At 38.9% G+C, this 12466-nt stretch carries 12 protein-coding genes; 4 read left to right on the top strand and 8 right to left on the bottom strand.

Annotation, left to right across the window (positions count from 1 at the left end; translation table 11 throughout):
- Window positions 1-14: 14 nt before the first annotated feature.
- The 4 genes from ACQKTA_RS00255 to ACQKTA_RS00240 all read right to left on the bottom strand — a co-directional run bounded on the left by ACQKTA_RS00255 (window position 15) and on the right by ACQKTA_RS00240 (window position 3640).
- Window positions 15-704, bottom strand: coding sequence for a MarR family winged helix-turn-helix transcriptional regulator (locus ACQKTA_RS00255; protein ID WP_427813779.1), 690 nt, complete (start codon window positions 702-704; stop codon window positions 15-17).
- Between the two features lie 174 nt (window positions 705-878).
- The gene (locus ACQKTA_RS00250; RefSeq protein WP_427813778.1) at window positions 879-1013 is read right to left on the bottom strand and encodes a FeoB-associated Cys-rich membrane protein; all 135 of its coding nucleotides are present in this window, start codon (window positions 1011-1013) and stop codon (window positions 879-881) included.
- Window positions 1001-3163, bottom strand: coding sequence for a ferrous iron transport protein B (feoB, locus tag ACQKTA_RS00245; RefSeq protein ID WP_427813777.1), 2163 nt, complete (start codon window positions 3161-3163; stop codon window positions 1001-1003). Before feoB ends, ACQKTA_RS00250 begins: the two co-directional genes overlap by 13 nt.
- Window positions 3164-3640: a FeoA family protein gene (locus ACQKTA_RS00240; RefSeq protein ID WP_407854863.1), complete on the bottom strand. Its 477-nt coding sequence runs from the start codon at window positions 3638-3640 to the stop codon at window positions 3164-3166.
- 394 nt (window positions 3641-4034) lie between these two features.
- Between ACQKTA_RS00240 and nrdH the strand changes: the two genes are divergently transcribed.
- The 4 genes from nrdH (at window position 4035) to ACQKTA_RS00220 (ending at window position 8726) form a co-directional block, all read left to right on the top strand.
- Window positions 4035-4253, top strand: coding sequence for a glutaredoxin-like protein NrdH (nrdH, locus tag ACQKTA_RS00235; RefSeq protein WP_016180418.1), 219 nt, complete (start codon window positions 4035-4037; stop codon window positions 4251-4253).
- Between the two features lie 81 nt (window positions 4254-4334).
- The gene (gene nrdE, locus ACQKTA_RS00230; RefSeq protein WP_427813776.1) at window positions 4335-6494 is read left to right on the top strand and encodes a class 1b ribonucleoside-diphosphate reductase subunit alpha; all 2160 of its coding nucleotides are present in this window, start codon (window positions 4335-4337) and stop codon (window positions 6492-6494) included.
- Window positions 6495-6567: 73 nt separating this feature from the next.
- Window positions 6568-7533 (top strand): class 1b ribonucleoside-diphosphate reductase subunit beta, encoded by a 966-nt coding sequence (gene nrdF, locus ACQKTA_RS00225; RefSeq protein ID WP_071856585.1) that lies wholly within the window; start codon window positions 6568-6570, stop codon window positions 7531-7533.
- 155 nt (window positions 7534-7688) lie between these two features.
- Window positions 7689-8726 (top strand): TPM domain-containing protein, encoded by a 1038-nt coding sequence (locus ACQKTA_RS00220; RefSeq protein WP_427813775.1) that lies wholly within the window; start codon window positions 7689-7691, stop codon window positions 8724-8726.
- 77 nt (window positions 8727-8803) lie between these two features.
- Here ACQKTA_RS00220 and ACQKTA_RS00215 read toward each other — a convergent pair whose 3' ends face one another.
- The 4 genes from ACQKTA_RS00215 to ACQKTA_RS00200 all read right to left on the bottom strand — a co-directional run bounded on the left by ACQKTA_RS00215 (window position 8804) and on the right by ACQKTA_RS00200 (window position 12465).
- Complete coding sequence (locus tag ACQKTA_RS00215; RefSeq protein WP_427813774.1) at window positions 8804-9508, bottom strand: MgtC/SapB family protein; 705 nt, start codon at window positions 9506-9508, stop codon at window positions 8804-8806.
- Window positions 9509-9583: 75 nt separating this feature from the next.
- On the bottom strand, window positions 9584-10291 hold the full coding sequence (locus tag ACQKTA_RS00210) for a pseudouridine synthase (RefSeq protein ID WP_427813773.1): 708 nt from the start codon (window positions 10289-10291) through the stop codon (window positions 9584-9586).
- A 128-nt stretch (window positions 10292-10419) separates the two neighbouring features.
- The gene (gene nagB / locus ACQKTA_RS00205) at window positions 10420-11121 is read right to left on the bottom strand and encodes a glucosamine-6-phosphate deaminase (RefSeq protein ID WP_427813772.1); all 702 of its coding nucleotides are present in this window, start codon (window positions 11119-11121) and stop codon (window positions 10420-10422) included.
- 204 nt (window positions 11122-11325) lie between these two features.
- Window positions 11326-12465: a mannitol-1-phosphate 5-dehydrogenase gene (locus ACQKTA_RS00200; RefSeq protein ID WP_427813771.1), complete on the bottom strand. Its 1140-nt coding sequence runs from the start codon at window positions 12463-12465 to the stop codon at window positions 11326-11328.
- Window position 12466: the final 1 nt, after the last annotated feature.

The following is a 12466-nucleotide window of genomic DNA, read 5'->3' as shown; positions in this document are numbered from 1 at the left end:
CAAATCAATGATGTTTAGAAATCTTCCCATTCATTGTCTTCTGCTTTTTTGGGTTCCTCAGGTTGATTGAAACAGTCTGGATTCCCCCAGAAATTTTGACGAAAATCACGTGGGAAGTTTCGTGGAAATTCATGCGAGGCATTTCGCATTTCACGTTTCATTTGATTACGCATTTGACGTTGTTCTTCTCTTGAAAGATTCTTCCAATTATCAGCGACTTGTTCACGCATCGCTTGCATTTGACGTAAGCGATCCATCGGATCAACAAAGCGGCCTGCTTGCTTTTTGAATTCATCTTGCCAGCCAGCAGATATTTTTTGTAATGATTCACTAAATTGTCGTTGTTCTTCCTCTGTCAATCCAGCAAAAAACGCTTCACTCATATCGCCACCTGCGACGCCTAACTTTTGTGCTTTTTCTTTGCCTTTTTCAGTTAGAAAGACGCGTTTGATTCGACGATCTTGTTCCTCTTCTTGTCGACGAACATCACCGCTTTTTTCCATTTTTTTCATTAATTCAGCTAATGAGCTTGGACGAATATCCAATATTTCAGCCAATTGACTTTGAATCAAGCCGTCTTCCTTGTCTAAAATCGCTAAGACGCGTTGTTGCCCGGTCAATCTCTGGCGCTTACTGATAAACGCATTGCTCGCTGTGCTGACAAACCGTAATTGCTGCATCAATTCTTCTGTAAAATGACTCATTCTAATCGCTCCTCTTAATTATTTTGATTGTGACTATCTTTAAAGTTCGGTACCTAACTTCAATTCGTTAGTTATTATAGTTCGGTACCTTATCTTTGTCAACAACTTTGTAACATTTTTTTATCTCTTTCCAAAAAAAAGAAAAAGCGATCCGGCGAATACTCGCCAAATCGCTTAATTTTTTTGTTGTTCTTCTTTTACTGGGCAACTGCAATCACAGTCTTCACACGAACCGCCATGTTTGATTCGCCGATAAATGACTACACCTGCTCCGCCAAAAATTAGGATGCTTAAAATTATAGTTGCCATTCTTTCACCTCGTTGATTTCTTGAATTGAAATGCTTGGTGTTTGTTTTACTGGTTTTCTGACAATAAAATACAGCATGATCGCTAAAACGATTCCCGCGATCACAGTCGCTAGATTGACCTGTCCACCTTCAAAGAAGAGATGACCAAATTGGTAAAGAATAAAACTTACTGCATACGCTAACCCGCATTGATAACCGATCGCGCGAAGCGTCCATTTTGTATCGCCCATCTCACGATGAATTGCACCCATTGCAGCAAAACAAGGAGCACACAAAAGATTAAAGACTAAAAATGAATACGCACCAACAGACGTGTAGGTCTGACGCAATGCCGACCAAACTTCTGCTCCATTTTCCGAAACTTCCGTGTGACGATACAACACGCCAAAGGTTCCGATCACATTCTCTTTTGCGACCAGGCCTGTGATCGCAGCCACGGCTGCTTTCCAATTTCCCCAGCCGAGCGGAGCAAACAACGGAGCGATCGCGCCGCCAAGAGCCGCTAAAATACTATCATTTTCATTAACCGATTGTAAGTGGAAATTATAACTAGAAATAAACCAAATAATGATGCTTGAAACAAAAATAATCGTTCCTGCTCGTTTGACAAACGCTTTACTATGATCCCAAGTGTAACGAATCGTATTTCCAATTCGCGGAAAATGATAGACTGGTAATTCCATAATAAATGGCGATGGATCCCCACTAAATAGACGTGTCTTTTTCAATGCGATTCCTGAGAGTACGATGGCAGCCATTCCAACAAAATAGGCCGAAGGAGCTACCCAGCTACTATGAGGAAAAAAGGCCCCTGCCACTAAAGCGATGATCGGCAATTTAGCTGAACAAGGCATAAAAGTCGTTAGCATCACGGTCATCCGACGATCTTTTTCATTCTCAATCGTCCGGCTAGCCATGACTCCGGGTACGCCGCAGCCGGTGGCGATCAACATCGGAATAAACGATTTACCTGACAACCCAAATTTGCGAAAAATTCGATCCATGACGAAAGCAATGCGGGACATATAACCACAGTCTTCTAAAATAGCTAAACATAAAAATAGTACCATCAACTGCGGTAAGAAGCCTAGCACTGCGCCGACACCGGCGATGATCCCATCTAAAATCAAGCTCTGCATCCAAGCGGCCACATGCCAAGCTTGTAAAGTCGAACTGACAAAATTAGGTACGATCGAACCAAATAACTGATCATTGACCCAATCAGTTCCCATCGTTCCAACGGTTTGGATCGCAATATAATAAATCAGCCACATCACTAAACCAAAAATCGGCAACGCTAAGAAACGATTAGTGATGATGTGGTCGATTTTATCTGAAAACGATACTTTAAATTGATCTCCGTTCACGACACATAGCGTTGTTAAATGAGTAATAAAATTATACCGTTCATTGATGACCAAACTTTCTGCGTCATCGCCAAAAATCTTTTCTGTAATCTGAATGATTTCTGTAATTTCTTTTTGCTGGATTTTGCTTAAATCCAATTGCTTGAGCGCTTGTTCATCACGCTCAAATAATTTCACACTATAAAAACGACTATATTTTGCTAGAACAGTACTACCCAAAGTTTCTTCGATTTCACTGAGTGCAGCTTCTAGACGACGATCATAATGTGGAAAGCTGACTTCAGCTTGTCCTTTTTCAATTAGATGCACCGCCTCGCTTACGGCTTTATCAATTCCAAAATTTTTCAGCGCACTGATACCGACGACCGGTACACCTAGTGCATAAGCTAATTTTTCTAAGTTGATTTGTTTGCCGCTTTTTTTAACGATATCCATCATATTGACTGCGACGATCACTGGAATACCCGTTTCGATCAGCTGAGTCGTCAAATAAAGATTCCGTTCTAAATTGGTTCCATCGATGATATTAATGATCGCATCCGGCGTCCCTGACAACAGATAATCCCGAGCCACTACTTCTTCAGGCGAGTAAGGCGAAAGAGAATAAATCCCTGGCAAATCATCGATCGTTACTTCTGAGTTCTTTTTATAACGCCCTTCTTTTCGTTCAACTGTTACCCCAGGCCAATTTCCTACGAACTGATTGGTCCCAGTCAATACATTGAACGTACTAGTTTTCCCACTGTTAGGATTTCCTGCCAAAGCAATATGTAACTGTGTCAATTAGTCCGCCCCCTCTTCTTTCGATACCACGATCATTTCAGATTCACTTTTTCGTAAACTTAATTCATAACCGCGGACTCTTAGTTCGATTGGGTCCCCCAGCGGTGCTAATTTCACTACCTTTATCGGTGTGCCTTTGGTCAATCCCATGTCCATCAACCGACGTTTGACTGCACCTGTTCCGTGGACATTGACAATCACCGCCCGCTCACCTGCACGTAATTGATCCAATGATACCCAAGATTCTTGCGCTTGCGTTAGGTCTTTCACAAGTATTTGTTTTAATAAAGAACGCGATAATGCTAAGCGGGTATTTTGCAAAAGGACGATACCATTTTCACCAGAATGATTGACTAAAGCAACTTTTGAGCCAACGATCATCCCTAAATCCTGTAATCTATGTTTTAAGTCATTTTCTAACGTCATTTCATCGATTTGAACGACTTGGTTCAATGATATATCTGCTAAAGTTGTCATAGTTTCCTCCATTTATGTCGGCTTATTTTATCTACTTAATCAGTAATGAGAATCTTTCTCAATAAGAATAGCCTCATTTGATATCAAAGTCAATAAATGGTCGAAGATTTTTGCTATTTTTGAGCAGTTTATTTGACAAGCAGAGATACATTTGATTTTATTTTAAGATTTACGTTATTAAAAAAACTTATTTTAGGTAAAAAAACACTGACCTTCTTGAATCAAGCAATTAAAAAGGCATTTTCCTTTGAGTTCACCTGTTTTCAATATTTTTGCAAAAAACACAAAGAGTGGTATACCACTCTTTTACCACCACAATATATAGTGTTTAACGATTGACTTTTCTACTACATCTTTTATACTAGGAAATGTAGAAATCAGAGGAGGTAGTCTTATGGTAAAAGTCTATTCAAAAAATAATTGTATGCAGTGTAAAATGACAAAACGTTATTTAACTGAAAATCAAATTTCATTCGAAGAAATCAATATCGACAACGAACCCGAAGCTCTAGGTTTCCTAAAAGATCAAGGTTTTCAAAGTGTCCCTGTTATCTTCGGCGGTCAACAAGCCATCATCGGTTTTCGCCCAGATCAATTGAAAGCATTAGCGTAGTTCAAAACTTTGCGGTCCCATGATTGCAAAGTTTTTCTTCATTATATAGATAGAAAATTTTAAAGAGAAAGATGTGACGAAATGAGTTTAAAAGATCTTGGTGAAGTATCCTACTTCAAATTGAACAACGAAATCAATCGTCCAGTCAATGGACAGATTCCATTAAACAAAGATAAAGATGCGCTAGCCGCTTTTTTCAAAGAAAATGTTGAGCCTAACACGCATGCGTTTTCTTCTGTGCAAGAAAAAATCGACTACTTACTAGAACAAGACTTTTTGGAAGAAGCCTTTATCGCAAAATATTCCCCTGCCTTTATTGAAAAATTATTTACTTATTTAAAAGAACAAAACTTTACTTTTAAATCATTTATGGCAGCCTACAAATTTTATTCTCAATATGCCTTAAAAAGCAATGATGGCGATGAATACTTAGAAAGTTATGAAGATCGGGTTGCTTATAATGCGTTGTATTTTGCTGATGGCGATGAAAATTTGGCACTTTCTTTAGCCGACGAAATGATTCATCAACGCTATCAGCCAGCGACCCCTTCTTTCTTGAATGCTGGCCGTAAACGTCGTGGTGAATTAGTTTCTTGTTTCTTGATCCAAGTAACCGATGATATGAATAGTATCGGTCGCTCGATCAACTCTGCCTTACAACTCTCTCGTATCGGAGGCGGTGTAGGAATCAATCTTTCTAACTTGCGTGAAGCTGGTGCTCCGATCAAAGGCTACGAAGGTGCCGCAAGTGGCGTGGTACCCGTGATGAAATTATTTGAAGATAGCTTTTCTTACTCAAATCAATTAGGCCAACGTCAAGGTGCCGGTGTCGTTTATTTAGATGTCTTCCATCCTGATATTGAAATGTTTTTATCAGCTAAAAAAGAAAATGCGGATGAAAAGATTCGAGTTAAAACATTATCACTTGGAATCACTGTACCAGACAAATTCTATGAATTGGCTCGTAAAAATGAAGAGATGTATCTATTCAGTCCTTATGGGATCGAACGTGAATATGGTGTGCCTTATTCTTACGTCGATATCACAAAAGAATACGATAATTTAGTCGCTAACCCAAATATCCGCAAGAAAAAAGTTCGTGCGCGTGACTTAGAAAATGAAATCTCTAAATTGCAACAAGAATCTGGTTATCCTTATATCATCAATATCGATACAGCGAATCGTGCAAATCCAGTAGATGGTAAAATCGTGATGAGTAATTTATGTTCAGAGATCTTACAAGTCCAAACCCCTTCATTGATCAATGGTCGTCAAGAATACGATGTTTTAGGAACAGATATCTCTTGTAACTTAGGATCAACGAATATCGTCAATTTAATGGAAAGTCCTGACTTTGGACAATCTGTTCGAACAATGGTCAGAGCTTTGACTTTCGTAACTGACGAATCAGATATCGATGTGGTACCATCGATCCAAAATGGCAATCAGCTTAACCATACAATCGGTTTAGGGGCAATGGGGCTTCACAGCTTCTTTGCCAAACATTTGATGGCCTATGGCTCTGAAGAATCGATTGATTTCACGAATATTTATTTCACCTTGTTGAATTATTGGACCTTAATGGAAAGCAATGCCTTAGCGAAAGAGCGTCAAACAACTTTCCATAATTTTGAAAAATCAGCTTATGCTGATGGTTCTTATTTCGATAAATATACAACAGGCGAATTCTTACCTAAAACAGCTAAGGTCAAAGAAATCTTTAAGGATATTTTTGTTCCAAGTGCTGAAGATTGGAAAGCTTTGAAAGCAGCGGTGCAAGAAGACGGCTTGTATCACCAAAACCGTTTAGCTGTTGCACCAAATGGCTCGATTTCTTATATCAACGATACTAGCGCCAGCTTGCATCCGATCACTCGTTTGATCGAAGAGCGCCAAGAAAAGAAAATCGGTAAAATTTATTATCCAGCACCTTACTTGAACAATGATACCTTGCCTTACTATACTTCTGCCTATGATATGGATATGCGTAAAGTGATCGATGTCTATGCAACGGCTCAACAACATATCGATCAAGGAATGAGCTTGACCTTGTTCATGCGTTCTGAAATTCCAGAAGGCTTATACGAATGGAAAACAGAAAGCAAACAAACAACACGTGATCTGAATATTTTACGGAACTATGCCTTTTATAAAGGCTGTAAATCGATCTATTATGTCCGGACATTTACCGATGATGCTGAAGAGATCGGCTCAAATCAATGTGAAAGTTGTGTCATCTAAAACCTAGTTGCCTCTCGTGCTTTTGTACGAGGGGTACTCTATCGTTTAACTTACTATCTTAGGAGGAATATCCATGGCAGAAACTTATTATGAAGCCATTAACTGGAACGAAATCGAAGACATTATCGATAAATCAACTTGGGAAAAATTAACAGAACAATTTTGGTTGGATACACGGATCCCCTTATCTAACGACTTAGATGACTGGCGTAAATTATCAGACCTTGAAAAAACTACCGTTGGGTATGTGTTTGGCGGTTTGACTTTACTTGATACCGTCCAATCAGAAAGCGGCATGGATCAATTGAGAAAAGATGTCCGTACCCCACATGAAGAAGCGGTTTTAAACAATATTCAATTTATGGAATCAGTCCATGCCAAAAGCTATTCATCGATCTTTAGTACATTGAATACTAAAGCTGAAATCGAAGACATCTTTGAATGGACGAATACAAACCAATATTTGCAAAAAAAAGCCGAACGAATCAACGAAATCTACAAGAACGGCACACCGCTAGAAAAGAAAATTGCGAGTGTCTTCCTTGAAACATTCCTATTCTATTCTGGTTTTTATACGCCGCTTTATTATTTAGGCAACAATAAGTTAGCCAATGTAGCCGAGATCATTAAACTGATCATCCGGGATGAATCTGTCCATGGAACATATATCGGTTATAAATTCCAACGCGGCTACAATGAATTACCGGAAGCAGAGCAAGAACGTTTGAAAGATTGGATGTACGATTTGTTGTATGAATTGTATGAAAATGAAGAACGCTATACAGAAGAATTGTACGATGCAATCGGTTGGACCGAAGAAGTCAAAACGTTCTTACGTTATAATGCCAATAAAGCATTGATGAATTTAGGAATGGATCCCCTTTTCCCAGACACCGCAGACGATGTCAATCCAATCGTTATGAACGGTATTTCAACCGGAACCAGCAATCACGATTTCTTCTCACAAGTTGGGAATGGCTATTTATTGGGACAAGTTGAAGCGATGAATGATGACGATTATCTCATCGGATTTGAATAAAATTCAATATTATCACTGTAAAACATAAATAAATCGCTAACTTGACGAGAAAAACACTCGTCAAGTTTTTTATTTCATCATTTTCCTAAAAAACGATTGTCACAGTCTGCATAAACCGCCATAATAATAGAAAAAAATACAAAGTAGGCGCCACAATGAAACGATTCCTTTTTTTATTTACTCTGCTGTTTCTTATTTTTATTGGTAATGATGTTCATGCTGATACCATTTTTGTAGATGATCAAGCCCATGTCTTATCTCAAGCAACCAAAGATAAAATTGATTCCTATAATCAAAATTACCAGCAACTAGATACACATCCGCAATTGGTAGTGATCACTCTACCTAATCTACCTTCTGATGATACGATTGAAAACTATGCCAATGAAACCTTCAATCGATTAGGCATCGGAGACAAGCAAGACAATTCCGGAGTGCTCTACATAATTGCTGTCAATGATCGACAGCAGCGAATTGAAGTCGGATATGGCTTAGAAGCGATTATCCCTGATGGGCTGGCGTATCAATTGATGGATGATCAAACTAAAGAATTTTTTCAAGCTGAGAACTATGATGCAGGTGTTGCACATACCGTATCAAATATTGACCAAGTCTTAACGGGACAGCTGAAAATCGATGACTTCTCAGAAAGCCGCTTCACATTTGAACAGGTCAGAGCTTTTATTCGTGGACATCTCGTTGAATTTTTGATTGTCTTTAGTGTTCTCGCACGGTTCTTCTGGCTGCCGCTTAGAAAAATCATCATCTATCTAAAAGCGAGAAAAGATTACATCAAGGAAATCCGCAAATTATTAGCTGAAAATGGGCAGTCGTTCTTTTTACGATCCAGCTGGACATTGATCAGCAGTCAAAGACCGGCTGTTCTAGCAGCTAAAGAAGAAATCAAACAACGTTATCAATATTTGTTTCGGAGTCAAAAACCTTGTTTCTTTGATTTCTCTTTTGCTTTTGGTGATTTGACACTAAGTAATCTACTCTCTTACGATGAAAGCTCAATCCGTTCCTATTCTGTTTATACGCACTATTCTCGACTATGGGAGTATCATTCCTCTAATAATGATCATTCCGGCGGCGGCTTTGGCGGCTCAGGTGGCGGCTCCAGTTCTGGTGGAGGCGGTGGTTCTTTTGGTGGCGGTAGTTCCGGCGGCGGCGGTGCTAGTTCGGGTTGGTAAAACTATTCAGCTTTTAAGTAAAAAGCGAGTAGGACAAGTCTTGACTTTGTCCTACTCGCTTTATTTTTTATAAACTATTATACATTGATCATACGCAGTTTCGTAATATTTTTATACATCGATAAATCTTCGATCACTTCTGTGTAATTCAATCCCCTTGGTAAATCGATCGTATAAACATTTGTATAGATACGATAATCATCCATAAAATCAACGTCAAAATCGACATCTTCAACTTCAATTTTTTTACTATCAAAATAATTCATAATGAATTCTTTGGTCGCTTCCCGATGAATATAACGAATTTCCAATTTTTTGATCGAGTTGATTTTGATGATACGTTTAACAACAGTCAATGCTAACATGATCCCGACGAAACTACAAATAGCGATCGTATAATACCCCATACCAATCGCAATCCCTAGACCAGCGCCCGCCCAGATCGAAGCGGCCGTAGTCAACCCTTTAACTGAGCGATTGCTGACCATGATCGTTCCGGCACCTAAAAAACCGATCCCGCTGACGACTTGTGCAATCAAACGAGCTTCATCCGCTCGAACAACACCGACAAATTCCGGTTTTGCAGCTGCATAACGCAACGCTTGATCCGCGATTTCTACTTGGATCAGCGCGATGATCGTCGCACCCATACAAACTAAGATATGTGTTCTGATTCCAGCTGGACGATTCTTATATTCCCGTTCGATTCCGATTGCTCCGCCCATGACCATCGCTAAAAATAGACGAAGCATGATTTCATAAACTGATAGATTTAGGTCCATTCTCTTGCCTCCTCTTTCAGCAGCTAAATTTGCGCTTTTTTAATAGTATAGCATGGCTTCAAAAAAGTAAGCGTTCTAACCCTTGATTTGTCGCAATTCTTCTTCTGTCAGCGCGCGATACGAACCTTTCTTTAACGCTTTTGGTAAGGCTAATCCCCCCATCCGGATTCTTTTAAGATACGTGACTTCTTTTCCGCAAGCTTTGACCATTCGTTTGACTTGATGAAATTTGCCTTCATGTAAGACGATTCGGACAATCGAGGTGTCTTGTGCCGTTTCATCGATCAATAATTCTGCGGGCAATGTCAGTTCACCATCTAATCGTATCCCATTTTTGAATTGCTCCTGATCTTCAGCAGTCATTACACCTGCAACTTCTGCTAAGTATTCTTTCTCCACGTGTTTTTTTGGCGATAATAATGCATGTGCTAATTTTCCATCATTCGTGATCAATAATAAGCCTTCAGTGTCTTTATCTAAACGCCCCACTGGAAACAAATCCTGTCTCAGATCCTGAGCAGAAAATAAATCCATCACCGTCCGATCACGAGTATCTTCGGTCGCACTCACCACGCCAGCTGGTTTGTGGAGTAAATAGTAATAAAATTCTTGATATACTAACACTTCTCCTAAAAAAGTAACAACATCTTTTTCCGGATCAACTTGGGATTTATCAGACTTTTCAACTCGTTGATTGACCGAAACCGAGCCTTTTTTTATCAACTGTTTGACTTCTTTTCGACTGCCTAAACCCACTTCTGCTAAAAATTTGTCTAACCGCATGCTCATGTTCCTCCATTGATTGCTTGATAACTTACTATAACCAACGCCAAAAAAAGAAGCAAGCAACTTTAAAAACAAAAAAGACGCTAAGGAGCTCTCACTCCCCAGCGTCTTGAAACAAATCAATCTTATAATTTGCTAGCAGCTGCTTCGTCGATGATTACTGTTACATCTGCATGGTTTTGTAAAACACTTGCTGGAAGATCCACAGTCACGTCACCATCGATCATTCCTTTAATAGCGTCCGCTTTATCTATACCAAAAGCCATCAATAAGATTTTTTTACTTTGCATGATTGAACCAATGCCCATTGATAAAGCGTGTGTTGGTACATCTTCAACTTTATCAAAGTAACGTTTGTTTGCTTCGATTGTTGATTCAGTTAATTCAACTACATGAGTTGTTACATCAAATGGTGTTCCTGGTTCGTTGAAACCGATATGTCCATTACGGCCGATTCCTAATACTTGTAAATCAAGTGGATGTTCAGCGATCACACCATCGTAACGTTTGCATTCAGCTTCAAAATCAGCTGCTTTACCATTTGGTACAAATGATTCTTTGAAAGGTTTTTTATTAAATAAGTGATCGTTCATGAAGTAACGGTAGCTTTGTACATCTTCGCCCGCTAACCCTACATATTCATCTAAGTTGACAGAAGTCATTTCTGAAAAATCTAAATCGCTAGAAGTCATTTCTTGGTATAACGTTTCTGGTGTACTACCAGTAGCTAGTCCTAAAATTTTAACGCCGTTTTCCATTCCGTCTTTAATAATTTCAAATGCTTTTTTTCCGCCTTCATTGGCATCTTTTACGCGAATTACTTTCATTGGTAAACGCTCCTTCACTGATTTGGTATACACCAATTTTAGCACCTTTGAATTCAATTATCAACTAAAAATGTCTAGACCAAAAATTAAAATTTTGTCATCTTCCATCCATTATTATCTCTAATTACTTTTATCGGGTAAAGCGATAACCACTATAATGTAAAAAAAACTGTTCGAAATAGTTTCGAACAGTTTCTTAGTTGTTTATTTTTGATAGTTGGCAGAGATTTCAGCGATCAATTGATCGTCTTTAAGATCTGTCACTTGTTGAATCACTTCAGCAACTGATTTTTCTTTCAAATAGCCTTGTAATTCGACACTTTGTTCATCGTTCAGATCATCGTATTTTAAGACCATCGCTACGACATCAACTAAATTATCATAACTCAACTCACGATCTTTCAGCTCACGGATTGGACGGATGAAACGTTCATCGTAACCAAGTTTACGAATCGGTGTCCGTGCTACACGGCTGATGCTGTCTGAAATATATTTATTTTCAAAACGGCTAACGATTTTATTGATATAAGCAGTATGTTTTGCTTCATCAAAGCCCCATTTGTTGATCAGCAAACTGCCAGTTTCACCTAAAACTGCCAGTAGTTTTTCTAAAACACGTTCATCAGCAATGGCTTCGTCGATTGTTTGATAGCCTTCATAGGCACCTGTATATGCAACCGTTGCATGACCCGTATTGACTGAGAACAATTTACGTTCAATATAGGGTTCTAAATCTTCCACATATTCTACATCTGTTAAGCGTAATTCTTTATTTTTACTTTGAGTCGCATCGATCACCCATTCACTGAAAGGTTCGACGGAGACAAATAATGGATCTTCATGGTGTTGGATCGGTACGATCCGGTCAACCGCTGCATTGGGAAATCCGATATATTGTTCCACATATTCTAAGTCTTCTTCAGTTAGGAAGCCTTTCACTTTTTCAAATAAAAATTGACTGCCACCAATCATGTTCTCACATGCTACTACGTCTAAGGCAGCTGTGTTTTCATTGCTGCGACGTTTTTGAATTCCTTTTGCGATCAATTCTGCGATAAAAGGTAAGATATTTGGTCCGATCGCTGTCGTTACGATATCTGCTTTGCTGACAGAATCAATTACTGCTTCTGGATTTGTTTGATTGTTCAATCCATCAACGTTTGAGACATGGATTTCTTTTTGGCTTTCATCTGCTAATTGAATCATGTATTCATTACGTTCATTCAAGGCATTGATGATCGTTTCATTGATATCGACAAAGTCAATTGAAAAACCATTCTTTGCTAAAATTTCACCGATAAATCCACGTCCAATATTGCCTGCTCCAAAGTGTGTTGCTTGCATC

Source organism: Enterococcus sp. 22-H-5-01 (genome assembly GCF_050310005.1).
GTDB lineage: Bacteria > Bacillota > Bacilli > Lactobacillales > Enterococcaceae > Enterococcus_A > Enterococcus_A hailinensis.
Note: the sequence above shows the minus strand (reverse complement) of the source record. Positions and strands in the feature narration are given on the sequence as shown.

Coding starts and splice junctions, on each gene's coding strand:
- ACQKTA_RS00240 (WP_407854863.1), bottom strand. CDS start 3,640: ATGACAACTTTAGCAGATATATCATTGAACCAAGTCGTTCAAATCGAT.
- nrdH (WP_016180418.1), top strand. CDS start 4,035: ATGGTAAAAGTCTATTCAAAAAATAATTGTATGCAGTGTAAAATGACA.
- nagB (WP_427813772.1), bottom strand. CDS start 11,121: ATGAAAGTAATTCGCGTAAAAGATGCCAATGAAGGCGGAAAAAAAGCA.
- ACQKTA_RS00255 (WP_427813779.1), bottom strand. CDS start 704: ATGAGTCATTTTACAGAAGAATTGATGCAGCAATTACGGTTTGTCAGC.
- nrdF (WP_071856585.1), top strand. CDS start 6,568: ATGGCAGAAACTTATTATGAAGCCATTAACTGGAACGAAATCGAAGAC.
- ACQKTA_RS00210 (WP_427813773.1), bottom strand. CDS start 10,291: ATGCGGTTAGACAAATTTTTAGCAGAAGTGGGTTTAGGCAGTCGAAAA.
- ACQKTA_RS00200 (WP_427813771.1), bottom strand. CDS start 12,465: ATGCAAGCAACACACTTTGGAGCAGGCAATATTGGACGTGGATTTATC.
- ACQKTA_RS00215 (WP_427813774.1), bottom strand. CDS start 9,508: ATGGACCTAAATCTATCAGTTTATGAAATCATGCTTCGTCTATTTTTA.
- ACQKTA_RS00250 (WP_427813778.1), bottom strand. CDS start 1,013: ATGGCAACTATAATTTTAAGCATCCTAATTTTTGGCGGAGCAGGTGTA.
- ACQKTA_RS00220 (WP_427813775.1), top strand. CDS start 7,689: ATGAAACGATTCCTTTTTTTATTTACTCTGCTGTTTCTTATTTTTATT.
- nrdE (WP_427813776.1), top strand. CDS start 4,335: ATGAGTTTAAAAGATCTTGGTGAAGTATCCTACTTCAAATTGAACAAC.